Raw genomic sequence first — 25,986 nt, forward strand, 5'->3', positions numbered from 1 at the left:
CAGGGTCACATGTTTATAGATAAATGATCTGACCATTCTCTATAAACATGTGACCCTGAGGGGGTCATACAAAAATTTGGATTGAATCTATAGCCATCAAACTATGCCTGGCACATTTTCTCAAATCTATATCCACATTGTTTTTGCAGTCAAAGGGAGAAATAGCCTGATATGTACAGAATGGGAAGAAGATCTTTATAAATACATAACCGGCATTGTTCAGAATAAAGGGCAAAAAATGCTGTCTATCAATGGAATGTCAGATCACATTCATTTTCTGATTGGCATGAAACCATCCTGTTGTTTGTCTGACTTGGTTAGAGAAATAAAAAAGTCATCGAACACTTTCATTCTGGATAACCAATTCTGCAAATTCAGATTTGAGTGGCAAGAAGGCTATGGAGCTTTTTCATATAGCCATTCTGCATTAGACAATGTAATTGCCTATATCGCTAATCAAAAAGAGCATCACCGAAACAGGACATTTCGAGAGGAATACATGACGTTCCTACAAAAATTTCAAATCGAATTCAAACAGGAATATTTGTTTGATTGGCTTGAGGTATGAATCCGAAGGATTCCCATGTTTATAATAAATAACGGTTAACTATAAACATGGTATCCCTTCGAGATCGCTTTGTTCGGGAATTAAACTAATTCAGCCACAAGATGGCCTTTACGAGTTGTTTGCCGATGTAAGCGTCGGTTGTACAAGTCTGAACTGTAGTTTGACCGATCAACTGTAGCCGCAGTTGCCCGGTCACCAATGATCGATACCTGGATTTCAAACGCCATTTCCTGACGCAGATAGTCGGTGGTTTGTTTGTATTGCGCAGCCTCTTCCACTAATTGAATCGTCAGATGACGGGTATAGGCTTCGTCGCCCGAGGCTTCCAGCAGCCTGTTAAACTGACTCAAAAATTCACTGTGTGAATAAGGGCGACTACCTTTCTCAACCGATAACTGAACCTGTCGATACGATTGTGATACAAAATACAAAAGTTGATTCTCGTTGCTCATAACTATAAATATCTGTGGTTTTGTTGACGTAAATTTTGAGATAATGTTACAAATAATAACATTAAATAGTTTAAACTAATTTTATAGTAGATAAAATCAAACCTGTATTATACTAGCACGTAAAATTCATTTAATAGAATTTTCAATCTAAAATTTGTCATTTTTCTCATTTGTCGCTAATTAATTAAAGTCATAGTGTACAGTTCTCAAATTATGATTCGTTTCAACATGAGCCGTTTTTTTCTATTTCTGGGTCTGCTGGGCGCAGGACGTGTATGCTACCTTCTGGATTTCGGACCCAAATCGGGTAGTTATAAAAATGAGTAAGTATTTCAGAGGTCGCTACCGCTATAAGGTCAAATTGCATTGAGACATGAATTAGGTAAGTAGATCAACTGTATATTCCCGTTTGCCGAGTAGATTCGTTCTATCTGGTCATGCCCTTAACCATCACCCTCCTTGGCATTCTGGTCCTGATTGCCCTTATTTCGGTTGCCCGACTACACACGTTTCTTGCTTTTCTGGCTGTTTCTATAGGTGTTGGACTGGCACTTGGTCTGAAACCATTAGCCATTGTCGACGCCATCCAGAAAGGTATTGGCAGTACATTAGGGTCCATCACGGCCATTATTGCGTTAGGTGCAATGCTTGGAAAATTAGTTGCTCAAAGTGGTGCCGCTCAGCGAATTGCTGTCAATATGATGGAGTTAGTGGGCACGCGACACGCTCGATGGGCTTTTCTGGTAACGGGTTTCATTGTAGGGTTGCCCTTATTCTATTCAGTAGGATTTATGCTCTTGGCTCCCTTGGTTATTACAGTAGCCTATCGGTATAAATTGCCCGCCCTGTACATTGGCTTGCCTATGCTGGCTTCGTTGTCGGTTACGCAGGGCTATCTACCACCTCACCCGGCCCCATTGGCCATTCTGAAACAGTTCAATGCCAATATGGGCCTGACGCTCTTTTATGGTATCATCGTATCGATTCCAGCCATTCTGATTTCGGGTGCGTTGTTTGGCTCTACCCTCAAACGGTACACGACTTTACCCAATCCAGCCTTCATCGCTCCCGATTTGCAGGAAGATCAAATGCCATCGACCAGCGTGAGCTTCCTAACGGTTTTACTTCCGATTCTTCTGATTGGCGTGAGCACAGTTGTAAGTCCCTTTTTGCCAACGAATTCAATACTTCAGCAGATTCTTTTGTTTGTGGGGGAGCCTATCGTTAGTATGTTCATTGCGGTTCTGGTGGCGCTATTCACACTCGGAATATGGCGCGGCAAAACCATGCCCGAAGTTACGCTCCTACTGGGTGATGCCGTCAAAGATGTGGCCATGCTTTTCCTGGTTTTTGGCGGGGCGGGTGCCCTAAAACAAGTACTAACCGATGGCGGGGTAAATCAATCCATTGCCGACATGATGCAGGACTCGTCAGTTCACCCCTATATACTGGCCTGGGGCATGGCCGCACTTATTCGGGTATGCGTGGGATCGTCGACGGTATCGGGCATTACGACTGCGGGATTTGTATCGCCCTTATTAGCAACCACTGGCGTAGAGCCGAATTTGATGGTGTTGAGCATTGGTGCCGGGAGTATGATGTTCTCGCACGTCAACGACACGGGTTTCTGGTTGTTTCGGGAGTATTTTCAACTCTCGATGGTCGATACGCTCAAAACCTGGTCGATTATGGAAACGCTGGTTTCGGTATCAGGGCTGGCGGGTGTGATGGTGCTAAGCTGGGTGATTACCTGATCAGGATTTCATCAACTTCTCAAGTCGAACAGGTAAGCTCCGGATTCGCTTTCCAGTAGCGGCAAAAAGAGCATTGGCAACTGCCGGAGCAATAGGCGCAACACCTGGCTCACCGGCGCCACCCATTTTTCCGGTACTGGGCACAATATGGACATCGATTACAGGCATTTCATTTATACGCAACATGCGGTAATCGTGAAAATTACTTTGTTTCACTTGCCCTTTCTCAATTGTGATTTCGCCATACAGAGCAGCCGTTAGTCCGTACACAATACCGCTTTCCATCTGGGCACGAACGCCATCAGGATTGACAGCCAGCCCACAATCAATGGCACATATTACACGATGCACCCGAACCTGCTGATCAGCAATGGATAATTCAACGATCTGACAAACATAGCTGCCCATTGCCTCGCAGACGGCTACACCTCTGAACTGCCCCTTAGGTAAGGGTTTATTCCATTCCGCTTTCTCGGCTGCCAGGTTGAGTGCCGCCAGATGCCGGGGATGATTTTTAAAGAACAAACGTCGGTAGGCAACGGGGTCTGCTTTTGCCATAGCTGCCAGTTCGTCAATCAGAGTTTCTATGACGAAAACGGTATGGGTGCTTCCCACCGATCGCCAGGGCAAAACGGGAACACCTACCGATGTGGTGTGCAACTCAAAGGAATGATCGGGAACAGAATCTGAATAAGGAGCTCCGCTCGTAACCGAACTATAATCAATTCCTTTCTGGACGATCATATCAGCTAAAGGTGTATTTGTGAAGAGTGATTGCCCAACAATACGATGTCGCCACGCCATTGGAAACCCATCAGCGTTGATCCCAATCTGTACGGCATGCACATAAACCGGCCGGTAATAGCCACCTTTGATATCGTCTTCCCGCGACCAGACCAGCTTGATAAACTTGCCACTCACTTTAGCAATATGTACCGCTTCCATCACCCAGTCGGAACTAAAGGAACCCCGTCGGCCAAAACTCCCACCCAGAGCAGGCGTATAAAACTGAACCTGCTCAGGTTTAAAGCCCAAAAATGAAGCGACTTCTGCCTGATGGAGTAAATGCGATTGCGTACCCGTCCATACTTCGCATTTATCTGGTAGAATCTTCACTGTGCAGTTCAGAGGTTCCATTGGAGCATGGGCCAGATAAGGAAGGCTGAACGTCGCATCAATGGTTTTTACTGCTTTGGTTAAGGCGACATCCACATCTCCTTTTTTCCGGATGGTTAACCCCTCCGTTTTAGCGATTCGCTTATAATCTTCCAGTTGTGTAGTGCTGTCAAGTGTTGCGTTTACTCCGAGATCCCAGTCAATTTTCAGCGCATCACGGCCGACTTTAGCCGCCCAGAAATTATCCGCCAGAACCGCAACGCCAGTCGGAATTTGAACCACGTCGCGAACACCTTTTACGGCTTTTGCTTTGGTCGCATCAACTGATTTTACTTTCCCTCCGAAAACAGGGGCATGAGCAACAACGGCTGTTAGTAAACCAGGAAATTCAATATCCAGACCATAGACTGCTTTCCCGTTAATCTTCTCGGGCGTATCCAATCGCTTCTGCGATTTCCCGATATACTTCCAGTCGGTAGGTTCGCGGAGTTTTACCGTAGGCACAGGGAGCATCGACGCTTCAGTAGCTACTTCGCCATAGCTAATTCGTCTCTCACCAGCAATGACATAGCTATTTTCAGTTCGGCACTCTTCCGGTTTTACGCCCAACCGTTTAGCCGCAATGGTTACCAGCATCATGCGGGCCGTTGCACCTGCCATACGACAGCGATCAAATTCCTGTATGGTCGTTTCCGATCCACCGGTTGAGCGATAAACGGGATTCTCCAGAAAATCACCTTCTTTCCCCGGCGGACTCGGTTCTACTTTTATCTTATCCCAGGCACAGTCCAACTCTTCGGCAATCAACATCGGCAACGTGGTCCAGATACCCTGCCCCATCTCTACCTTCGAGAGAATTATGTGAATACGGTTATCCACTCCAATCCGTAAGTATGTGTTCAGCGAAGCACCCGCACTTGGTAGTGTTGCAGATAGGATTTGTGTTGCTTTAGCAGGCATAGCAAAAGCGATCAACAGTCCCCCACTGGCGAGTGTGCCGATTTTCAGAAAATCCCTACGGTTTACAAGAGCGGCCTTATTCATGTTACACTTTCCTGGTTTGATTTTAGTCTTCCAGGTTCGACAAAGAAAGGAGTTATAAGGGCGATTCAACAATGGAATTGACTACAGGTAGCCTATTATTGACCAAATGCATGACAATCAGTAATAGGCAGTTTAAGCGGGCCACAATGTCGGTCATCTAACCAGTTGAGCATCTGATCAATTACTGCGTGTCATTCACGTATTAGACTGGCATAAACTGATTCAATTTACGTAACTTGGTAAGAAGTGGCTAAGTCGAAATTTTGAGCAAAAATGAGTGTTTCGTTTTATAGCAAATTGAACCAGAGCTGGTTTGTTAGATACAAGATCTACCATATCCCCTTCTGGTTTGTCTACCATTACCTTTGGTGGGTTGTAACGCTAGGCAATCCTATCAAGGTTCTTCAGTCATTAGCCGTCCTGCCCTACGCGCTCAAGTACAGCTTCTACGTCATTTTTCAGGCGATGGCGGTCTATTTCAACCTGTATTTTCTGATGCCCAGGTATCTGGAAAAAAACAGATTTGTAGTCTATATCAGCTATTTGCTCTTGATCATATTGGGCGCTACACTGTGTATTGTCGGAGGGTATTATTTCAGTGCCTACGCGAGTGGACAAACGATAGCAGAGTTGTTCGGCCAATCGGCCTGCTTCAATACGTTTTTTAGCAATGCTTTGCCATCAACGGTGGCCAGTATGACGTTAGCCATGAGTATTAAATTGACCAAAAACTGGATTCAAACCCGGCAACGACAACAACTGCTGGAAAAAGAAAAGCTGGAAACCGAATTGAAATTCCTTAAGAATCAGTTCAATCCTCATTTCCTGTTTAATACGATTAACTCCATCTTCTTTCTGATTCATAAAAACCCCAATATGGCCTCCGATTCGCTGGCCAAATTCTCTGAATTGTTGCGGTATCAACTCTATGACTGTAACGATCATCAGATTCCCTTAGGCAAGGAGATTACCTATCTGGAAAACTTTATTGAATTGGAAAAACTCCGCCAAAACAGCAACATAAAGGTATCGTTTGCTAGTAAACCGCTTTACATGGGCCATTTAGAGATAGCTCCGTTTATCCTGATGACTTTTGTTGAAAATGCGTTTAAACACGTTTCCAGAGATACTAATCGATCCAACTGGATCACAATCGAATTAGATCTGAACGAGCAACAACTGAACTTTCGGGTGGCCAATAGTGTGTCATCGGATGTTGTCAATGAAGTAGTTAAGTCGGGAGGAATTGGCTTACAAAATGTACAACGGCGGCTGGATTTACTTTATCCAGGACAGTATAATCTGAAGATACAAAATGACCAGAACCGGTTTGACGTAAAGCTGCGACTCACGCTGACAGAGTCTGTGCTTTCATCATCTTTACAAATGGCCTAACCGGACGCTCGACACATACAACCAACAAACTCGTGATCAACTGTATTATTACCGACGATGAGCCGCTAGCCAGGGAAGGGCTGGCTAATTACGTGCGAGAAGTTGATTTTCTGCACCTGACTGGTACGTGCGAGAATCCGCTTGAACTCATGGCCTTGTTGGATAAACAGCCTGTCGATTTGATCTTTCTGGACATCCAGATGCCAAAAATGAACGGCATCGACTTCCTGAAAATCGTGCAGAATCCCCCGATGGTAATTATCACAACGGCTTACCCTAGCTTTGCCCTGGAAGGTTTCCAGTTAAACGTGCTGGATTACCTGCTCAAACCCATTACGTTTGATCGTTTTGTTAAGTCTGCCAACAAAGCCAAAGATTATCACCAGCTCCTGACGAAGTCATCCTCAACAAGTCCGCAAAAAGTAGAATCGGAGGATGATTCTTTCTTTATCAAGTGCGGCAATAAATACGAAAAACTTTACTTCGAAGACATTCTGTTTATTGAGGGTATGCAAAATTACGTGACCATTTTCACTAACAAAGGCAAGTACATAACTCTCCTGAACCTGAAAAGCTTAGAGCAGAATTTAACTAGCCATGCATTTCTCCGAGTGCATAAATCTTATCTGGTTTCGACCAATAAAATAGACAGTATTGAGGGTAATGAGATTTTCATTCAGTCCCATCGCATCCCAATCAGTCGGAATTATCGCGAGCAAGTCATCGCGCAGGTCGTCAATAACAAGCTCTGGATAAAGTGACGTTTTCTGGCACAACATCACTTGATTAACCACAGAGACGCAGAGAACACAAAGTTTTAGCTCAAATCCATGAATCCGCTACGTACCTGCATCTGCTATTGTTTAGCCCTCCTGTATTTAGTAATTCCTCATCTGTACGGCCAATCGACGGGTAAGGGCGACCGGATTACGGGACCTAATTTTGCGACGCGTAGCCCCATACTGGCAAAACACGGAATGATTGCAACCAGTCATCCACTGGCTACGCAAATCGGGTTGGATATTCTGAAACAGGGCGGCACTGCCGTCGATGCAGCTATTGCCGCCAATGCCGCTCTCGGTGTTATTGAACCCAATAACGGAGGTATTGGTGGCGATTTATTTGCTATCATCTGGTCGGCGAAAGACCGAAAACTATATGGACTTAACGCTAGCGGACGCTCGCCCAAAGGCCTGACGTATGACGCATTGAAAACAGTACTGGGCAACCAGCCGAACATTCCACTTTATGGCCCACTATCGGTTTCTGTACCTGGAGCTGTGGATGGCTGGTTTCAACTACATAAGCGGTTCGGTAAACTACCAATGCATAACCTGCTGACACCGAGTATACGATATGCCCGTGAAGGTGTTCCGGTTCCACAAGTGATTGCTTATTCTTGGCAGGTAGCCGCCAATCGGCTGGCAGCGAACGAAGCGATCATCAGCGAGTTTGCTAATTTTCGAAAGACGTTTCTCATTAATGGTAAGGCACCCACTCAGGGGCAAGTATTTCGTAATCCAGATTTAGCGGCCACTTACGAGAAAATTGCGACAGGTGGGCGGGATGCTTTTTACAAAGGAGCCATAGCTGATGCCATTGATCGCTACGCACGTAGGGCGGGTTTGTATTTGCGCAAGGCCGATTTAGCAACACATCAGAGTACATGGATTCAGCCGGTTTCGGTCAATTATCGAGGCTACGATGTTCACGAATTACCGCCTAATGGCCAGGGCATTTCAGTATTACAAATGCTGAATATCGTGGAAGGTTACGACCTAAAGAGCCTGGGACATAATAGCGCCGAGTATCTACATGTGCTAATCGAAGCTAAGAAGTTAGCCTTTGAAGACCGGGCTAAATACTACGCCGATCCTGATTTTGGCAAAGCCTCTATCAACTGGCTGCTGACCAAAGAGTATGCCGCCAAACGTCGAAAACTGATCGACCCGAAGAAAGCATCTGAACACCTTGATGCAGGCGATTCAGCCCTCCGTGCCGGCGATACCGTGTACCTGACTGTGGCTGATGATCAGGGCAATATAGTATCGCTTATCCAAAGCAATATGCTGGAGTTTGGCAGCGGCATGGTTCCCGATGGCCTGGGGTTTGTCTTTCATAACCGGGGAACCAGTTTTAACATGCGACCTGATCACGCCAATGTGTATGCACCTGGCAAGCGTCCGTTCAACACGATTATCCCCGGTTTCGTCACCAAAAATGGCGAGCCGTTTTTAAGTTTTGGTGTTATGGGAGGAGCTATGCAACCTCAAGGCCATTTGCAGGTATTGTGCAACATCATCGACTTCGGCATGAATGTACAGGAAGCGGGAGATGCCGCTCGGTTTAGCCATTCGGGGAGTAGCGAACCCATCGGCACAAGCATGACCGATGGCGGTCGGGTAGCGCTGGAAAGCGGCATTTCACCTGAAGTTCGAGCCGCATTGGAAGCTCGTGGGCATCATCTGGCCCCAACCGATTTCTTTGGTGGGTATCAAGCCATTCAGTGGGATGCTATTAATCGTGTTTATTGGGGTGCTACTGAGATGCGCAAAGATGGACAAGCCGCTGGTTATTAGCGACTAAGTCAGTATAATTGACGTAAATCTGACGTACGACGCATACATGGCCAAGAAACCTGCATCCACGGAATCCAAACCTGTCACAAGCCTGACGAAACTATATAATCTTCTCCGTGAAAAATGGCCGGAATATGTACTGGAAGTTATCGTCATTATTTTCAGTATTACCATTTCGTTTGCGGTAGATGAGTGGAAAGATGGGAAGCAGAAACAGGAACTTGAACAGGTTTATCTAAAGGGTCTATATAGCGATATCAGGACAGATTTGAATCAACTAAAAGAGGTGATGGACGAAACCCGGCAGATTATTCAGAGAACCCAGAAACTCTCCGAACTCAATCCGCAAACGCCCAAAGCAGACTATACTCAATTTGCCGACAACATCCGATTTTCGTTTAAACGGCCCCGTTTTATAGCCGAAGATGCTACTTTTTCGGACTTAAAAAGTACGGGCAATATGCAGGTTATCCGGAGCTTTCCACTCAAGAATTCATTGTTTGATTATTACAAACAGTATGAAACTATTGTACAGGTTGAAACGGCCGAGCTGGAAACTACGAACGCCATAATAGGTCCTTATATTCTCCGACGATTCTCGCTGGCGGGAAAGGCTAGTGAAGCACAAAAGACTAACTGGATCGCCATTACAGGTGAAGCCGAATTTCAAAATGCACTCTTAATTCGACGCTCTACGCGTGAAGAACTCTTACGCGATTATCAGCAATCGCTCAAATTAGGGAATGAGATTCTTGCGTTAATCAAACCGAAACTGAATTAGGGCATTCCAATCAGTTAAGCAGGATTTGCAACACTGCTGTCATAAAACGCGTTAAAGAGATAATACTCTACAAAACTTGTGGAGAAACATAATCATACTATCGTTTCTGAGTTCGTAACATACTAGTAGTCAGATCTTGGCACAGATTTAGTGGCGGGTATTGAACATCTTAGACATGAATAGTTTATTTAAAAGCTCAACATATTATGGCAGCTCTGGCAGATCGAATAGCAAGTTTTTTTAGTGGGAATGATTCCACGACCGATGAAGGATTGAGAGACCTATTTATTAGCGAACTGAAAAGTGTGTATTACACAGAGAATCAGGCCGTCGATGCATTAGGTAAGCAAGCCAAGGCCAGCACAACCGACGAAGTACGCAGTGCATTTCTACAACATCAGGAAGAAAGTCGCACTCACGTAGAGCGGTTGGAACAAATATTTAAAATTATTGGCATACGAACCGAAGAGCGGGTTTCGGAAAGTATCAATGGGCTTATTGATGATGTAGAACGAATTACTTCATCAACTGAGTCGGGTTCATTAACGCGCGATGCCGGACTAATTATCGGCGCTCAGGCTATTGAACATTACGAAATTGCCATCTACGGATCGTTGTTGACACTGGCTCGCGTGCTGGACTTCACCCAGTCGGCAGAATTGCTGGAAAAGACATTGGCCGAAGAAAAGGAAACCGATCGAAGACTGACCGATTTGGCCGAATCATTTGTGAATACCCGCTCAAAAGAGGAAGAAGACCAACATCCTGGCAGTCACCATGCCAGTCGTCATCCTATCGTTAATGCAGACGTTACAGCGGGTGGTCCGTTAGGAATTTAGTCTCCACGTCCATACTTGAAATAGCCTGAAACTATCGTAAATAGGATGGTTTCAGGCTATTTCATTTTGGTCGACCTCAATCAACTCGTTCGCCAAGTAAGCCAAATAGCCAGTATGTATTTCTTCATTTAGCCAAATAAACAATAACTTTACCCGACTTTCAGTGATTTTTTGAACTACAACCAGGCTAAACATCGAATAGTCTAATTTCATATTTTTTTCAGCACGTTTTCCTGCTTCATCGCTTTCTATGCATCAAATTTCCTCGCTAACGACCGCAGTATTCGTAACGATTTTAGCCGCGACTCATTCTATCCAGGCTCAGCAAGCTACTCCAGACAAACGATATGTGGATGAAGTACAAGCCTTGGCTAATCAGCCTTCTGTAAAAAAAGCATTTCAGATTTTCATCGATCTGGAACCCCAGACAAAACAGGATCACCTTACCCTGACCGAAATTCCGTCTCCACCGTTCAAGGAAAGTGTTCGGGCAAAAAAGTACGCGGCTATGCTGAAAGAAGCGGGGGCAGATTCGGTCTGGATCGATGAAGTAAGCAATGTACTGGCCAAGCGCAAAGGGCGTTCAGGCAAGAAGACGGTGGTAGTCGAATCACACCTAGATACCGTTTTCCCAGAAGGAACCGATGTAAAAGTAAAATACCACGGCGATACCCTTTACGCACCCGGTATTGGCGATGATACACGCGGACTAACAGCGATTTTGGCCGTTCTGAAAGGTATGGAGAAAGCCTCCATCGAGACCGATGCCGATGTGCTGTTTGTTGGTGCAGTGGGTGAAGAAGGGCTGGGCGACCTCCGTGGGGTAAAGCATTTACTTCGACCAGGCAGTCCTAAAGTCGATTCGTACATTGCGGTCGATGGCGATGGTATCAGTAGCATTGTTCACCGTGGTCTGGGCTCGCACCGCTATCGGGTTACGTTTAAAGGGCCAGGCGGCCACTCTTACGGCTCGTTCGGTATTGTTAACCCGCACAGTGCCACCGGAAAAGCCATTTACTATTTCACAACTGCGGCCGATAAAGCCACTCGGCAGGGCGTTAAAACGACCTATAGCGTAAGTGTTATGGGTGGAGGCACATCTGTAAATGCGATTCCCTACGAATCGTGGATGGAAATTGATATGCGCTCCGAAAGTCCGGAGAAACTCAATGAAGTTGATCAATTGCTCCAGGCGGCTGTGCAACGAGCGCTGAAAGAAGAGAATAGCATCAAACGGCAAGGCCCTGACCTAACTGTAGACGTTAAAAAGATCGGAGATCGGCCCTCAGGAAAAACGGAGGCTACGGCTGCCATCGTACAGCGAGCCATAGCCGCAACAAAATATTTTAACACTGAGCCTCAGTTGGATGTAGCGTCCACAAATGCGAACACGCCCATTGCACTAGGAATCCCCGCCATCACCATTGGTAGCGGAGGTACTGGTGGGGGCGAACATGCCCTGAACGAGTGGTGGTTGAACGATAAAGGCTATCTTGGTATGCAACGGATTCTGCTTGTCTTATTGGCCGAAGCAGGTTTGGATAAAGGCGGGAAGAAGTAAGTTGTGATCTACCTCACCCCAACCCCTCTCCTGTTTTCAGGAGAGGGGCTATTCTTCACCATTGTTTTGTGAAGTCAGGTTTGAGAACCCGCCATCACGGTATTATAATTAACGGCTAAGCAAAATCCCTCAACGGTCTGAAAAACGCCCGAATATCTTCCGCCAAGAGCTCGGGTTCTTCCAGAGCGGCAAAGTGGCCTCCTCTTGGCATTTCTGTCCAGTGCTGTACATTGTAAAACCGGTCGACAAACGCTCTGGGCGCCGGAATCAGGTCTTTGGGAAATAGAGCAACACCGGTGGGGACTTCAGTTCGTTCGGTAGTTGTTTTTGATGGCGTATGTTGAGATTCGTAATACAGCCGGTTTGCCGAATTGATCGTCTGTGTTACCCAATAAATAGTGACGTTCGTTAGCAGTTCATCTTTTGTAAACTTCTGCTCGACATTCCCATCTGAATCACTCCAGGTGCGGAACTTCTCTAAAATCCAGGCTAATAATCCAATAGGTGAATCATTCAAACCGTAGGCCAGTGTTTGCGGTTTTGTCGACTGAATCATGGCATAAGCACCTTCGCTCATTTGCCAGCCTTGTCCAGCTTTTAAATACGCCTGTTCTTCGGGCTTTAAATCATCAGATTTTATCGTAAAAAGATGGTGATAGGGAACATCCGTCAAATGAATACCAATCATAGACTCCGGGTGGTCGAAGGCCAGCATCTCCGTAATACTGCTTCCCCAGTCGCCACCATGCGCACCAAACTTCGGATAAGTAAGCGTTTCGGTCATCAAATGGGTAAACAGACTGGCAATACGCTGAGAATTCATGCCCTTCTCATGAGGTCGATCTGAGAAGCCATAACCCGGAATCGATGGAACTACTACGTCGAACGCATCATCGAGGTTACCACCATAGTTCGCTGGATCGGTTAGTAAAGGGATGAGTTTATACATCCGGAAGAACGAATCCGGCCAGCCGTGGGTCAATATAATAGGAAGTGGTTTTTGGCCTTTACCCCGCTCGTGGATAAAGTGAATACGAAAACCATCGACCGTCGTATTGAACTGATGAAACCTGTTAAGCATAGCTTCCTGCTTTCGCCAGTCAAACTGATTCTGCCAATAATCAGCCAGTTCTTTAAGGTAATCCAAGTTAGTACCATAATCCCAATCGGCACCGTCGATCTCATCGGGCCAGCGAGTCTGCATAATCCGCTTGTGCAGGTCATCAAGAGCTTTCTGTGGAATATCAATCGTGAAAGGATGTAGTTCCATAACGTCAGGCGTTTATCAGCTAAACCTTCATCGTTTTGAATTGTTGCACCTATTGATCACAAACGAATTCACATTTCCAGCACGTTTTGCCTTGCCGTTCTTCCCAATAATGAGTTTAGCCTTTAGCTTTTTTAGTAGCTTGCGACGACTCCATTCATTCGTTATCTACTAGACAGCGACCCTATTAACTCTATCAATACCACTATGAGACTTCTCGTTTTAGTTTGCTTAATCACCGTTGGAACCGCTCACGCCCAGAGTTTATACATGCCGCGCAATGTGAAACAGGCATACCAGAAAGGAACGCGCTCTATGGATGGCAAGCCGGGCAAGAAATACTGGCAGAATTTTGCCCGCTATGCCATTACGGTTACAGCTACCCCGCCTAATCGCACAATTCAGGGAACGGAGGAAATTACGTATATCAACAACAGCCCGGATACGCTGACAACACTCATTTACAAATTGATTCTGAATAGTCATAAAGCAGGCGCTATCCGTCAGGCACCAGCCTCATCTGACTATCTCACTTCGGGTATTCACATCGATAAGTATACGGAGAATGGTTCTGCCAAACCCTGGCGAGATGCCGGTCCTGCCACATCGAAACAGGTTGCGCTAAACAAACCGCTGATGCCAAAGGATTCGGTCAAACTTTCGTTCGATTGGCATTATGATGTTTCTGTAGAAAGTAATCGGGAAGGTATGCTCGACTCGACGACGTTCTTCCTGGCTTATTTCTACCCGCGCGTGGCCGTTTATGATGACTATTACGGCTGGGACCGGACCACATTTACCGAGGCACAGGAGTTTTATAACGACTTTAATGATTACACGCTCACCGTAAATGTCCCAAAAGACTACATAGTCTGGTCTACTGGCGATTTACAGAACGCCAGCGAAGTATTGCAACCAACCTACGCCAAACGCCTGAACGAATCGCTACAAACCGATTCGCTTATTCACGTCGCTACACTCGCCGATTTAAGAGCCAAACAAGTAACAACTCAACAGCCAGTCAATTCCTGGAAATGGAAAGCCAACTACGTTTCCGATATGGCATTGTGCATTAGCAACCACTACGTCTGGGATGCTTCGAGCGTTGTGGTCGATAAGAAAACGAACCGGCGGTCGAGTGTGCAGGCTGCTTTTTTAGATAATGCCAGAGACTTCCATCAGATGGTTAGTTTCGGGAGGCACTCGCTCGATTGGCTCTCCAATAACCTGCCCGGCGTTCCGTATCCATACTCGAAAACAACTATTGTTCAGGGGTTTGCCGATATGGAATATCCAATGATGGTGAACGACGGCACGACTACCGATTTGAATTTTTCGCGCTTTGTAGCCGAGCATGAAATCGCGCATACATGGTTCCCATTTTACATGGGCGTCAACGAAACCCGCTATGGATTTATGGACGAAGGCTGGACGACCGCCTTTGAATACCTGATTGGCCAGGCCGATTTAGGAAATGAACAGGCAACTAAAAACTTCCAGCAGTTTCGGGTTGAAAATTGGAGTAAAGATCCATCGGCCGAACAGGATTTGCCAATCATAACGCCCGCCAATGTGTTGAGTGGTGCGGCAATGGGCAATAATGAGTACGGGAAGGCCGCCATTGGGTATCTGGCGCTCAAAGAGTTACTGGGAGAAACTGAGTTCAAAAAGTGTCTGCATGAGTTCATCAACCGCTGGCACGGTAAACACCCCAATCCCTGGGATATGTTTTACAGTTTCAACAGCGCATCGGGCAAAGACCTGAACTGGTTCTGGAGCAACTGGTTCTTCAGTAATAACTACATCGATTTTGCTATTCAAAAGGTGGAGACCTCCCCTACTCAGTGCGCCGTTACGATTCAGAACATTGGAGGGTATGTAGCGCCAATGGACATTGTCGTAAAATTCACCGATGGCACCACTGAAAATTTTCACCAGACACCAGCTATATGGCAGACGAACCAGAAACTAGCAATTGTAAAAATACCCGTTAAAAAGAAGATTCAGTCGATAACACTGGAGGGAGGCATTTTCATGGACGCTGACGAAAGCAACAATAGCTGGAAAGAGAAGTAATTTGACGGGAAATACGCAAGCCTTTTATATAGCCAAGTTTCCAATACATTTGCAAAATGGAGGCAAGTGTATACATTCCCATCATTTCTGACTACGGATTTAAAGCTACATTTGGCAATGAAGCCGATGATTTATTTTTGCGTACAGCCTTACAGGCTCTTATCAAATCAGAAATACCTATTCGTGAAATTAAATTCGATAAGAACGTCTTTGAAGCTCTAACGATCGACAGTCGAAGTGGTATTTTCGATTTATCGTGTACCGATGAAAAAGGCACTCAATTTATTGTCGAGATGCAATTGGCTCATGCACCTTACTTTGTGCAACGCATGAACCGCGACGGCGGACCGTTTTTATGCGCTTCACAAATTCAATACTTTAGTCGAAAAAGGTGAATTTGATTATGCAAATTTACCTAAGCTTTACGCAATTGCCTTCTTAGCCAAAAGTATCTTGCCAACGGCTCACTTTCACACTATTGCCAATCTACGAAGTGAGCAAGGTGAAATCATTGATCACCAAATGTCGTTTATTACTGTAGAGTTGGCTAAGTTTAATAAGCAAGTAGCTGATATTGAAACGGACCTAGAAAAGCTGGTTTATACGATGAAGACGCTTCATAAAACTGAGCCCACTCAGTACCCTGACTTCTGGAATGAGGAATGGCTTAAACGAGCCATTGATGAGCTGGATACTAGAAAGATGACATCTGAAGAGCGGGCTTACTTTGCTCGAATAACAGCAGCCAATGCCGAGGCCGTTAAGGCTGAGAAACAGAAAATCCAGGAAGCACGCGAGGCTGAAAATTTACTGGTTAAAGTAGAAACAGTTAAAAATTTATTGGCTTTAGGCATTTTAACTACAGATCAAATAGCTAAAACTGTTGGAGTTAGTGCAGATTTTGTCTCTCAAATTTCCAGAGATATGTAGTTCTACAAAGGAATTCTGATTTCTACGCGGGTTCCTGTCAACGGGGCAACTTTATCAATGATAGTTAAAGTTGCTTCTTTACCTGTCTGCTGACTGAATGCGTCAAAGGTATCTTTTGTGATCGATTCGCCACGCGAGGTGTGTCCTTCTTTTTTTACACCATTGGCTCGCCCCACGCCATTATCGTCAATGACGCATAGCAATATATCGGCTTGTTTCTCAATCTGAATCAGCAGGAATTTATCGCCCTTTTTAGGCATCAATCCATGCCAGATCGCATTTTCAACAAAGGGCTGAAACAACATGGGTGGCAACAGGGTGTCATAAAGAATATCATCATCGCCAATAACAAATTGATACTTGAATTCCTGATTGAACCGCATCGCTTCCAGTTCAACATACATCTGTAGGGTTTCCATAACCCGTTCCAGCTTCATTTGTTGGTAGTTCGAATTCTCTAATATCTTCCTGACTAATTTGGAAAATTTCGATAGGTATTTTACGCCCTCGATCGGCTGATTCGTAATGATAAAATTTTGTATAGAATTGAGCGAGTTGAAAATAAAATGGGGGTTCATCTGGCTTTGGAGCGCCTTTAATTTCCACTCACTAATTTGTAAAGCTGTTTTATGCTTTTCATTCAGGAAGCGAATCCTGAACTGAACGGCTGCCAGTAGTGCACTGGCTATTACTAAAGCGACGAGAACCCGAAACCACCAGGTTTTCCAAAAAGGAGGGTTAATTGTAAACGTAAATGTTGCTTCCTGCCTGCTTTCTACACCGTCGGCATTAATAGCCTTTACATGCAGGGTGTAGGTATTCGGTGGTAGATTAGTAAAATTAATATTGTTCTGCTTTGAAAACGCTGACCAGGTAGCTTCGGGCAAACCAGCCAGTTTATACGTATACCGAATGCCCGCTGGATCGCTTAAACTAATACCGGTAAACTGAAAATTGAGTGCATTCTGGTAGTAGGGTAGCACGCCATTAACAGGAATCGTTTGGACACTAGTGGGCAATTCATGGGCATTTTGCAACAATTGAGCTGACACGATATGAACCGGAGGGCTGGTTGCGTTGGTCGGAATATCTCGTATAGAAAACCGCATAGCGCCAGTCGAAGTGCCCGCCCATATGTCGCCTGCATTGTCTTTTAAGAGCGACACTATTTGCCAGGTATTATCCAGCATGCCACTCGTACGATTGAAAATGCGGGATACGTACTGTCCTTTTTCTTTAGGTCGCTTCAGGTCAATACGCATGATGCCACCAAATGAGCCCACCCAAAGCTGACCCTCATTATCAAATTCAATATCGAGTACACTGTCGTTCTGAAGGCCCTGACGGCTGGTGATCGTCTCTACCGAAACAATAGCCCCTTTCTCATCCAGTTGGATTTTCCGAATACCCTTACCAATCGTCCCTACCCAGATTGCACCAGTGGCATCTGTTTTGATCGACTGAATAAATACGTTTTCGGTATTGGTTTTTTTAGACAGGTTCGTCCACGTTTTACCGTCAAAAATTCGCAAACCATACGTGCCCAGCCACAATCGATTTTGTTTATCCTGGTAGAGCGCCAGAATATCATCGACGGCCATTGCCGGTGGCGGACTGAAGGACGTCCACTGGTCATGCTGGTATCGGAATAATTGCTCCCGATTACCCATCCAAATGGCGTCGTTTAGGGTATCTTCAAGAAAAGATGAGCAAAACTTTCCGGTGGTTGTAATCTTTCCAATTTGATTACCGCTGAGTTTATAAACTCCTTCTGCGTCGCAGGAAATCCATAAATTACCTTTGTGGTCGAACCGGGTAAAGTGAATGGGCAGACCGCTGGTTTTCGTTCCATTAAAGGCCTGAAAAGGCTGAAACAAAGTACCCTGACGGTAGGCAGTAAAGGCTCCATTGCAACCGCCAAAATAAATCACACCATTTTTATCTTTACCAAGCGAATAAATTTCATCGTTCAGCAGGCCGTCTGATTTGGTAAAAACATCAATAAATCGCTCTTTACATTGCACTAACCCTTCGGGCGATGTGAGCCAGATATTCTCTTCTGTGTCCTTGCTGATACCCAGACACTTGTCGCTGGGCAGGTAGTTTTTCGTGCTCAGTATCGTGGCGTTGCCCTTATCAATGCAAATGGCTCCCTGATTAGTCGCCAGCCACAACCGCTGTCGCTTGTCGGTCAGTATATCAAATACACGCAGTTTACTGGGCAAAATCGACGAATACATTGGCTTAACTGTTCCCGCTTTGTATTCGAGTAGTCCCTGCTCGTAGGTGCCAATCAGCATCTGATTTCCTAAGCGCACAAGACAGCGAGCTTTAATTGGCTGGCCATCAGGGTATTTTATTTCGGCAAACCGGTCTTTATCGAGCAGAAAGAGGTGATATGTATTACTAACCAGCAGCTGTCCCGAAGGCGTTTGACAGACACCCCAAAGATGAGTGACGGGTTGTTGTTGCGTATCGAGTTGAAAAAGTCTGGGTGTTGCTTCGGCATTATCGAAAACCAGCAGTCCTTGCTCACAGGTAGCCCAAATACGTCCATCATGGGTTTTGGTAAGCCCAAATACACGTTCAATAGGCGTGTTGCCTGCTTTCGTTATATTTCGAAAGCGTCCGTGTTTCCAAATGCTAATGCCATTGAAGGTACCAATCCAGATATTCTGGTCTTTATCCTGACAAAAGGTGAGCGCCTGATTGTTGACTAATCCGTCGTTAACGGTAAAATTCCTGAAGGTTGCCCCATCAAAACGACCTACTCCTCCGTAGGTACCCACCCACAAGTAACCATCACTATCCTGAAGTGATGTAAAACAATAAGACGATGGCAGCCCATCATTGGCCGAAAACTGCCGACACATAAACGGCTGGGCTTCTACCCCTAAGGCAGCAACCAACTCAACATAAATCAGCAGTATGATTTGCAGTAATTTACAGCCTTTTATGCCTGATCTAGTAGGCTGGCATTCATGTATCATGTTCATTAATGAACGATTGGGCATTTAGTTTTGGGACGTGAATTGATACGTACCAGAACCAATTTCTACCTGTAAATAGCCCTCTTTAAACCCCTTAATGTTTATAGCCGGATTCGTTTTAATTGCTTTCTTCGCTTCCAATACCGTAGCTGGATTTGTTGTTGGAATAAATACCGTTGCAATAGTATTTACGGGAACAGTAATTGTCAAACTGATTGCTGAGCCAGTTTTTTTCCAGCCTGTTTCAATCATTCCATTAATTGACCGATAAGTAGCTTTCACCTCGTTGATTCCCTCTTTGGCAATTTCGGGTTTAATTGTGAATGTTCTATAGCCCGCTTCACCAACCTTAAGTCCGGCGGCATAGTCAAATAACCATTCGTTTACCGAGCCAAAGGCATAGTGGTTGAATGAATTCATTCCGGCATTATTTTCAAACCCTTTGCCTTTAATATAGCTATTCCAACGCTCCCAAATTGTATTGGCTCCATTTTTTACTTCAAAACCCCAGGAAGGATACTCTGTACTCAATAACAATTTGTAGGCTTCGTTGCTATGTCCTGTACTCGACAGCGCTGGTAATAAGGGCTTTACACCTAAAAATCCGGTGGAGAGTTTGTTATTATTTGCCTTTATAAGATCGACCAGCCAATTACCTGCTTTTTGATTCAATTCGGGCATGAGCATGTGCATATAAATCGCATTGGCATAGGCGGTTTGCGTATGTCCATCAAAACCCATTTCGCCATCTACATAGCCGTTTCCATCCCCATACGCTGCGCTGTTTGTTTTAAATTTTCCCGTTTTGTCGGTATAATGGGTCAAAAGCGCCTGCTTAATTTTAGTAAAAATGGCATCATAATAAGCTGACTCATCGAGCTTGCCAATAGCCTTTGCCATTTCGGCCATCATAGAAGCTACATAGCCATAATACATCGTTGCCAACAAATCAGGGGGTGTTTTTTTACCGACCGAAAGCCAGTCACCAAACCCACCTTTAGGAGAAATATCTTCGAAACTTGCTTCTTTATATACGTATTCGCCTTTACTCTTCGCTTCCATAAACTTGAGATAGGCCACCATATTTGGCCAGAATTCACGAATCACCTTTGTATCGCCATAGGTTTTGTAAATCGTATAGGGGCAAATAATGCCAGCTTCTGACCAGCCCGGAGAATACGTGTCAGTTTTGCGAACATTGGGTGCAGGCGCATAAATCGGATACGTATGATCGGCGCGCTGGGCATCATTCAGATCAACGAGCCATTTTGTAAAAAAAGCTGATATATCATTATTAAAGGTCGCTGATTGAATATACGCCTGTGCATCACCCGTCCAGCCAAGTCGTTCATCGCGTTGAGGGCAATCTGTAGGAACGTCAAAATAGTTGGAACGCTGTGTCCAGACAATGTTTTCATAGAGCTTATTAATCAGCTTATTGTCTGTTTCAAACGAACCAGCTGATGGCGTTGCTGAACTTAGGACAATGCCCGTTATAGCCTCCAATCCGGGGGCTGTTCTAAACCCAGACACTTCTACATATTGAAATCCATGATACGTAAATTTAGGTGTCCACGTTTCTCCTTCCTTCTTACCTTTAAGTATATACGTATCCGTTGCCCGCGCTTTCCGTAAGTTCTCGGTCATTATTTCCCCATTCGGAAATAGCACTTCACCAAATTTCAAGGTGATTGTATCGCCTTTATTTCCTTTTACATTAAGTCGGACAAGTCCCGCAAAATTTTGCCCTAAATCAAAAAGATACCTCCCTCCGGCTTTTGGTGTAACTGTTTTTGCTTTCAGTTCCTGAAAAACCTGAATTGTATTTCCTGGGTAAGCCTCTATTTTCCGCTCTGGCTTATCTGGATAAATGGCGCTATTTTTCCATTTCGAATCATCATAGCCTGCTTTACTCCAATTATCAAATTCTAAATTGGCGTTATACGTCTCCCCGTTCAATAAATCGGCTTCAACGATTGGTCCATGATTTGTTTTCCAAGTTTGATCAGAAGCAATCGTTTCTTTCTCACCACTGGTATACTCTACCTCCAACTGTGCTTTCAAAAGTGGAACATTGCCATAGAAATTTCTCACAACCGGATTCCCAACTAGTAGTGCATAGCCAAGATAGCCAGCATACCAACCGTCTGCAATAACAGCTCCCAGCGCATTCTTACCAGCCTTTACATCGGAGGTAACATCATACGTTTGGTAATAAACCCGCTTGTTATAATCGGTCCATCCTGGCGTAAAATAGTCTTTACCAATCCGTTTGCCATTAAGTTGAAATTCATACAAACCAAGTGACGTAACGTACAGTCTTGCTCGTTTAACTGATCCTTTTAATTGAGTTTCTTTCCTAAAAAAAGGAGCAGGTGGCAACTGATACGTCTTTCCTTTTCCTAGTGCAGTTAAATCATTTCCTATCCATTCTGCTTTCCAGTCAGCTTTGTTCAGCAAACCCATTTCCCATTTGGCAGTTGCACTCCATGGGCCAGGCTGCCCGGTTTTGTCCCAACTACGAACCTTCCAAAAGCAAACGGTTCTTGATGCCAAGGGCTTTCCGCCATATTCTACCTGATTGGTGGTATTCCCAATCACTTTGTTTGAATTCCAAAGATCGGCTTTGTCGGAAGCTAGTAATTCCGATGATGACGCTACCAGTAGCTGGTAGGCCGTTTGCACCTGCCCCCTACCTGTAGCTGTTAACTCCCAGCTTAAACGAGGTTTTACGACATCTGTTACGGGGGTTATTTTGTATTCAGTCCGAAGGTTAAGCGGCTTTAAATCAGTTGTCATTGCAAACAATTTAGGACATAGTACAGCAGCGAAAAAAGCGATCAAAACTATGGTTTGAGTAGTAGACTGAGCAAATTTCATGGATTAGATAGCGGCTTCTTTGGGAAGCAAATCCGTTCGTTATAGGCAGATGGTATAGTTCTGCAAAGGGAAGTCAATTGCCAAAACTACTCCACGGAAAAGGTTAGTAGGCTCATCTACACCAAATGATACTTTCTACATACAAATAGTGTCAACATGTAAAACGAATGAGCTATATAGTAAAATAGAACCACTCAAACATATTATTAAATCAGTTAGACAATTAAGCATATCCAACCTTCAGGTTTTCAATCCTACTTCTGATTTTATGCGCTGATTTTTGCAATAACTTTAAAAATGAGCCACGAAATTCTTAATACTTTCATTGAGCGAGATTCTATAGATTATTCTAAACGATATCGCTTTAATCCGGACGAAGATGGTCGGTGTAACACAAGTCGAAAAGGACAACTTGTGTTACACCGTCGGTTGGTCAATGCAGTTTTAGGGATTAATTTCCCTAAGACCAACTTGAAAGTTGTGGAGCAGATTGAGAAAAATGGACAACTCTGCGGACTGATTATTCAACCAGTTATAGAACCTCAAGCTGAGCGCATTACTATTTATCGGTTCAAATATGGCGCAATATTGGCACTCGATACTTTGTTGAGCAAACTTAATTTAAACTACAAGCGATTTCAGTATTCATTTATTAGTGAATTAATAACCCTAGACGATAGATCCTTCGGTATCAGATTAACATTAGAAGAAACAAAATCCTGGCCCGAATATCTTGACACTAATACTGAATCGGCAATACTACTACCAAAAAATGTAGTAGAACATACAGACCCTTATATCAACTATTTAATCAGTACATGGACATTAGAAAACGAACTGAATTATGGACAGCTAAAAAATAAAGAAGAACAAATTCAATCGTTATTTTCTAAGCTTTTAGATGTAAAAGATGGACTAAAAGCGCAAACCAATAATCTTGATTTCTATGATAATCTTTCTGATTTTAGTTTATCATTAAATTATATATTATTTCAAAATGAATATTCAGAAAATATTTTAGGTCTAATTGCTTTTATAGCTAAAATGAAAGAATTTTTTGATAAAGATAAGCACTAGCATATTTTCATATCGAAAGTTTTATAATTGATTTTCTGAAATTTAGAAAAATTTCAAGTGTTGCATTATTACCTGGTATTATTTTAATGATTTTTTAGCAAAAAACTTACTGCCATGATCAGTAAAACCGAATTAGTTCCCATTACACATGAAACAGCTATTGAACTGATTGGTCAAGTTATTGCCCATTATACTGGTTTATGCGAACAAGAAAAGAAGCAACCGTTTCCAGATCTAGCTTCTATTGTTCAATGGGAAATACAAGTGTACAATTTGCAGCAAGAACAAAGAGCCTGTCGGCTCCTGTCTACAAGATCATTAATGATAAAAAAGGTACACACGGTTTATTTTCCTTTTCTAAAGAACCTCAACAAGTACGCATGAAGAGGTTAGCCTCATTCTATGCCTTACACCGACCTAGTAGCTATTAAACAACTTCCTATCCCCAATGGCGAATCTCTCTGACCAAGACCTGGTTGCTCACTACATCAATACTGGTAGCAACTATTACTTTGCCCAAATTTATACCCGGCATCATCAAGATGTATATAGAAAATGCCTGTTTTACGCTGGTAACACCGCTGATGCCGAGGATTTTACGCAGGATATCTTTGTAACGCTGGCACTAAAATTAAAAAACTACAGACGCGAAGCAAAGTTTACGACCTGGTTACACGCTATCACGGTCAATTACTGCATTGACCAGCTTCGGAAGCAAAAGCAGCTCAGGACTCTTCAACAAAGTTATATACTCGATTCTTCATATACCAGCAACCGGCCCACCGTAACTGACGAGGTTTATTTTCAGGCTTTTGAACAGGTAATCAATCAACTTCCACCGAAACAACGAGATCTCCTGATGGCTAAATATAAGGCCGGCATCCAAATCAATGATATTGCGTTGAACCGAGATCTGACACCAAGCGCGGTTAAAATGCAGCTTAAACGTGCTCGGGAATATGCACGCAGCTTATACGATAAGATTCTAGAAAAAGAGGATTAACGGTTTACATAATTTTCATTCTACCAGTTCACAATTTTCATTAATTGCTAACTAAAGTTATTAGGATTTTCGCACAAAAAGAACAATCTTTTAGGAGTAAATCTTAGGAGCGTCATTCTTTTCATAAGAAACTCCTACTGAAGTTATTGAAAATAAACACTACTAGAGTAACTTTTGAGACTATCTTATACGACAAAAAAAATGCACTTTAATTTTACTCAATTATTAGATCAATACTAAAATCTTATTATTACCCAAACAACAAAGTAATATAGTAATTAATAGCTTAGTTTTTCTTATTTACTTGTTATACAAAAGAATTAATTAAAGAAATTAGCTATTGAAAGTCGTTAATTATTTATAGCAAATTCAAGAATACTCAGATCACAATAAATCAAAGACTAAAATACAAGCTAAAAAACATGCAAATGATTGAGTCGTGATTAATTTCTAATTTTATTATCAACGATCCATTGCTGGCGTTATTTAGGCTTTAGTAGATAAGGAAATGGGTATAGAGTAAGTAAGTATTCTATGGATTACTTGCACAATTAACTCATTAATCCTCCATTAGCTCATGTAATCAAATCTTTCTTATAGAAATGCCGTAGTCTGACACGTTGCACCAGAGTGATCCGATGCCTTATAAAATGATTATAGATAATAATTCAAATAATATTACTAAGCCAATAATAGGAGTTGAGCAAGCGTAAATTTGCCCTAATTTTTCAATACAAAAAACAATATAATCTATTAGTTTATAAGGATTTCAAATTCTGTTGGTTCTATAGCTTGTAATAATTACAAGCTATAGAACCAACAGAAACCATAGAATTTAATCTTTTACCCAAATCCGCTGAACAAATCGTTGGTTGGCAGTGGGTCGCTCGAGCGATAAGAGCCAATACGCAGCATCGGTAGCGGGAACAGACATTTGCCGACCACTTAAGTTGATTACTTTGTCTGTTAGCCGCTTTTGTTCCATACCTGTTAGCGTATATAGAACGACCGTCACGGTTTCATTGGGAGAGAACCCTTTGAGATATAATCGAAACGAGCCAGCAGGGGCAGGATTTGGATAGGCAATCAACTGTACCTTAGTCCCTTCATCAGTGACGCTGAGAGCAGAATCATCTTGACGTACAGATAAAACCACCGGACGACTATCAACGGCAAGATAATCCACGCCATTCTGATCAGACATATAATTGCTAAAGTCACCTCCGTTCATACCAGGCTGTGCTGAATTCGGATCTATGCCGTTACGAAACAATCGAACATTTTCAACGTAACCCGACGGCAGTGTAAAATCAAACAAAAGGTACTCATTTCCAGCTATCATATCCAACTTTCCTCCCGAACCAGTAATCCCATGAAAGAGGGAATTTGGATCTGCCTGGGGGTGATTGACAACCGAATTATCAGACCAGGTACCAGCACTGGTACTCCGAATTGACAAGCGATCTTTCGATTGATTAGCAGGCAAAACGACTGATATCTGCGAGGGTCCCCATATAAAATTCTTGGCAGAAAAGTTGGGTTGAGCAAAGACTTCATACCGGTTTTGCTCGGCATTAAAACCCATCCTTAGCGCAACTTTAGACTGTGCCAAAGCGGGCAAGCACAACGCAATACTGATAATGAGATAAACTGTTTTCATAAACATAGTCATTT

General features: G+C 43.7%; 19 protein-coding genes and 1 pseudogene. 14 read left to right on the forward strand and 6 right to left on the reverse strand.

The features are described 5' to 3' along the window. Positions 1–103 precede the first annotated feature (103 nt). Entirely contained in the window at positions 104–568 is a 465-nt protein-coding gene (gene tnpA, locus GO755_RS16320) for an IS200/IS605 family transposase (protein ID WP_157586232.1), read from the forward strand. 80 nt (positions 569–648) lie between these two features. On the opposite strand, the gene GO755_RS16325 is transcribed toward tnpA, so the two are convergent. Beyond that, positions 649–1,020 (reverse strand): hypothetical protein, encoded by a 372-nt coding sequence (locus tag GO755_RS16325; protein ID WP_157586233.1) that lies wholly within the window; start codon positions 1,018–1,020, stop codon positions 649–651. A 437-nt stretch (positions 1,021–1,457) separates the two neighbouring features. On the opposite strand from GO755_RS16325, the gene GO755_RS16330 reads away from it, so the two are divergent. Further along, positions 1,458–2,774, forward strand: a complete 1,317-nt coding sequence (locus GO755_RS16330; RefSeq protein WP_157586234.1) for a gluconate:H+ symporter — start codon at positions 1,458–1,460, stop codon at positions 2,772–2,774. On the opposite strand, the gene GO755_RS16335 is transcribed toward GO755_RS16330, so the two are convergent. Continuing rightward, the gene (locus GO755_RS16335; RefSeq protein WP_157586235.1) at positions 2,775–4,934 is read right to left on the reverse strand and encodes a xanthine dehydrogenase family protein molybdopterin-binding subunit; all 2,160 of its coding nucleotides are present in this window, start codon (positions 4,932–4,934) and stop codon (positions 2,775–2,777) included. It lies immediately after the preceding gene. A 273-nt stretch (positions 4,935–5,207) separates the two neighbouring features. Here GO755_RS16335 and GO755_RS16340 point away from each other — a divergent pair, with 273 nt between their 5' ends. The 6 genes from GO755_RS16340 (at position 5,208) to GO755_RS16365 (ending at position 12,089) form a co-directional block, all read left to right on the forward strand. Further along, positions 5,208–6,329: a sensor histidine kinase gene (locus tag GO755_RS16340; RefSeq protein ID WP_157586236.1), complete on the forward strand. Its 1,122-nt coding sequence runs from the start codon at positions 5,208–5,210 to the stop codon at positions 6,327–6,329. A gap of 32 nt (positions 6,330–6,361) precedes the next feature. After that, positions 6,362–7,090, forward strand: coding sequence for a LytR/AlgR family response regulator transcription factor (locus GO755_RS42000; protein ID WP_317165889.1), 729 nt, complete (start codon positions 6,362–6,364; stop codon positions 7,088–7,090). Between the two features lie 69 nt (positions 7,091–7,159). Beyond that, entirely contained in the window at positions 7,160–8,908 is a 1,749-nt protein-coding gene (ggt, locus tag GO755_RS16350; RefSeq protein WP_157586237.1) for a gamma-glutamyltransferase, read from the forward strand. Positions 8,909–8,954: 46 nt separating this feature from the next. Then, positions 8,955–9,689, forward strand: coding sequence for a hypothetical protein (locus tag GO755_RS16355; protein WP_157586238.1), 735 nt, complete (start codon positions 8,955–8,957; stop codon positions 9,687–9,689). Between the two features lie 206 nt (positions 9,690–9,895). Next, positions 9,896–10,528, forward strand: coding sequence for a YciE/YciF ferroxidase family protein (locus GO755_RS16360; protein ID WP_157586239.1), 633 nt, complete (start codon positions 9,896–9,898; stop codon positions 10,526–10,528). A 250-nt stretch (positions 10,529–10,778) separates the two neighbouring features. Beyond that, a complete protein-coding gene (locus GO755_RS16365; protein WP_157586240.1) occupies positions 10,779–12,089 on the forward strand; it encodes a M20/M25/M40 family metallo-hydrolase in 1,311 nt (436 codons plus the stop codon). A 115-nt stretch (positions 12,090–12,204) separates the two neighbouring features. Here GO755_RS16365 and GO755_RS16370 read toward each other — a convergent pair whose 3' ends face one another. Continuing rightward, a complete protein-coding gene (locus GO755_RS16370) occupies positions 12,205–13,359 on the reverse strand; it encodes an epoxide hydrolase family protein (protein ID WP_157586241.1) in 1,155 nt (384 codons plus the stop codon). 204 nt (positions 13,360–13,563) lie between these two features. Here GO755_RS16370 and GO755_RS16375 point away from each other — a divergent pair, with 204 nt between their 5' ends. The 3 genes and pseudogenes from GO755_RS16375 to GO755_RS42010 all read left to right on the forward strand — a co-directional run. Next, positions 13,564–15,432 (forward strand): M1 family metallopeptidase, encoded by a 1,869-nt coding sequence (locus tag GO755_RS16375; protein WP_157586242.1) that lies wholly within the window; start codon positions 13,564–13,566, stop codon positions 15,430–15,432. Between the two features lie 56 nt (positions 15,433–15,488). After that, entirely contained in the window at positions 15,489–15,827 is a 339-nt protein-coding gene (locus GO755_RS42005) for a PD-(D/E)XK nuclease family transposase (protein WP_317165890.1), read from the forward strand. Between the two features lie 16 nt (positions 15,828–15,843). Then, positions 15,844–16,362 (forward strand): annotated as a pseudogene (locus GO755_RS42010) (PD-(D/E)XK nuclease family transposase); the annotation flags it as partial. A gap of 2 nt (positions 16,363–16,364) precedes the next feature. On the opposite strand, the gene GO755_RS16385 reads toward GO755_RS42010, so the two are convergent. Together GO755_RS16385 and GO755_RS16390 are read right to left on the reverse strand one after the other, a co-directional pair. After that, positions 16,365–19,352 carry a ligand-binding sensor domain-containing protein gene (locus GO755_RS16385; protein ID WP_198174846.1) on the reverse strand — a complete coding sequence of 996 codons (2,988 nt, stop codon included), beginning with the start codon at positions 19,350–19,352 and terminating at the stop codon, positions 16,365–16,367. A gap of 24 nt (positions 19,353–19,376) precedes the next feature. After that, entirely contained in the window at positions 19,377–22,151 is a 2,775-nt protein-coding gene (locus GO755_RS16390) for an alpha-L-rhamnosidase (protein WP_227686976.1), read from the reverse strand. A 378-nt stretch (positions 22,152–22,529) separates the two neighbouring features. Here GO755_RS16390 and GO755_RS16395 point away from each other — a divergent pair, with 378 nt between their 5' ends. The 3 genes from GO755_RS16395 to GO755_RS16405 all read left to right on the forward strand — a co-directional run bounded on the left by GO755_RS16395 (position 22,530) and on the right by GO755_RS16405 (position 24,312). Beyond that, the gene (locus GO755_RS16395) at positions 22,530–23,309 is read left to right on the forward strand and encodes a hypothetical protein (protein ID WP_157586245.1); all 780 of its coding nucleotides are present in this window, start codon (positions 22,530–22,532) and stop codon (positions 23,307–23,309) included. A gap of 114 nt (positions 23,310–23,423) precedes the next feature. Further along, positions 23,424–23,693: a hypothetical protein gene (locus tag GO755_RS16400; protein ID WP_157586246.1), complete on the forward strand. Its 270-nt coding sequence runs from the start codon at positions 23,424–23,426 to the stop codon at positions 23,691–23,693. 64 nt (positions 23,694–23,757) lie between these two features. Next, on the forward strand, positions 23,758–24,312 hold the full coding sequence (locus GO755_RS16405) for an RNA polymerase sigma factor (RefSeq protein ID WP_157586247.1): 555 nt from the start codon (positions 23,758–23,760) through the stop codon (positions 24,310–24,312). An 835-nt stretch (positions 24,313–25,147) separates the two neighbouring features. Here the strand turns inward: GO755_RS16405 and GO755_RS16410 are convergent. Next, the gene (locus GO755_RS16410) at positions 25,148–25,972 is read right to left on the reverse strand and encodes a hypothetical protein (RefSeq protein WP_157586248.1); all 825 of its coding nucleotides are present in this window, start codon (positions 25,970–25,972) and stop codon (positions 25,148–25,150) included. Between the last annotated feature and the right edge of the window lie 14 nt (positions 25,973–25,986).

It is taken from the genome of Spirosoma arboris (assembly GCF_009754945.1).
Lineage (GTDB): Bacteria > Bacteroidota > Bacteroidia > Cytophagales > Spirosomataceae > Spirosoma > Spirosoma arboris.

What these genes read in the sequence shown, in the direction of transcription:
- tnpA (WP_157586232.1), top strand. Translation starts at nt 104, where the DNA reads ATGCCTGGCACATTTTCTCAAATCTATATCCACATTGTTTTTGCAGTC.
- GO755_RS16325 (WP_157586233.1), bottom strand. Translation starts at nt 1,020, where the DNA reads ATGAGCAACGAGAATCAACTTTTGTATTTTGTATCACAATCGTATCGA.
- GO755_RS16330 (WP_157586234.1), top strand. Translation starts at nt 1,458, where the DNA reads ATGCCCTTAACCATCACCCTCCTTGGCATTCTGGTCCTGATTGCCCTT.
- GO755_RS16335 (WP_157586235.1), bottom strand. Translation starts at nt 4,934, where the DNA reads ATGAATAAGGCCGCTCTTGTAAACCGTAGGGATTTTCTGAAAATCGGC.
- GO755_RS16340 (WP_157586236.1), top strand. Translation starts at nt 5,208, where the DNA reads ATGAGTGTTTCGTTTTATAGCAAATTGAACCAGAGCTGGTTTGTTAGA.
- ggt (WP_157586237.1), top strand. Translation starts at nt 7,160, where the DNA reads ATGAATCCGCTACGTACCTGCATCTGCTATTGTTTAGCCCTCCTGTAT.
- GO755_RS16355 (WP_157586238.1), top strand. Translation starts at nt 8,955, where the DNA reads ATGGCCAAGAAACCTGCATCCACGGAATCCAAACCTGTCACAAGCCTG.
- GO755_RS16360 (WP_157586239.1), top strand. Translation starts at nt 9,896, where the DNA reads ATGGCAGCTCTGGCAGATCGAATAGCAAGTTTTTTTAGTGGGAATGAT.
- GO755_RS16365 (WP_157586240.1), top strand. Translation starts at nt 10,779, where the DNA reads ATGCATCAAATTTCCTCGCTAACGACCGCAGTATTCGTAACGATTTTA.
- GO755_RS16370 (WP_157586241.1), bottom strand. Translation starts at nt 13,359, where the DNA reads ATGGAACTACATCCTTTCACGATTGATATTCCACAGAAAGCTCTTGAT.
- GO755_RS16375 (WP_157586242.1), top strand. Translation starts at nt 13,564, where the DNA reads ATGAGACTTCTCGTTTTAGTTTGCTTAATCACCGTTGGAACCGCTCAC.
- GO755_RS42005 (WP_317165890.1), top strand. Translation starts at nt 15,489, where the DNA reads ATGGAGGCAAGTGTATACATTCCCATCATTTCTGACTACGGATTTAAA.
- GO755_RS16385 (WP_198174846.1), bottom strand. Translation starts at nt 19,352, where the DNA reads ATGATACATGAATGCCAGCCTACTAGATCAGGCATAAAAGGCTGTAAA.
- GO755_RS16390 (WP_227686976.1), bottom strand. Translation starts at nt 22,151, where the DNA reads ATGACAACTGATTTAAAGCCGCTTAACCTTCGGACTGAATACAAAATA.
- GO755_RS16395 (WP_157586245.1), top strand. Translation starts at nt 22,530, where the DNA reads ATGAGCCACGAAATTCTTAATACTTTCATTGAGCGAGATTCTATAGAT.
- GO755_RS16400 (WP_157586246.1), top strand. Translation starts at nt 23,424, where the DNA reads ATGATCAGTAAAACCGAATTAGTTCCCATTACACATGAAACAGCTATT.
- GO755_RS16405 (WP_157586247.1), top strand. Translation starts at nt 23,758, where the DNA reads ATGGCGAATCTCTCTGACCAAGACCTGGTTGCTCACTACATCAATACT.
- GO755_RS16410 (WP_157586248.1), bottom strand. Translation starts at nt 25,972, where the DNA reads ATGAAAACAGTTTATCTCATTATCAGTATTGCGTTGTGCTTGCCCGCT.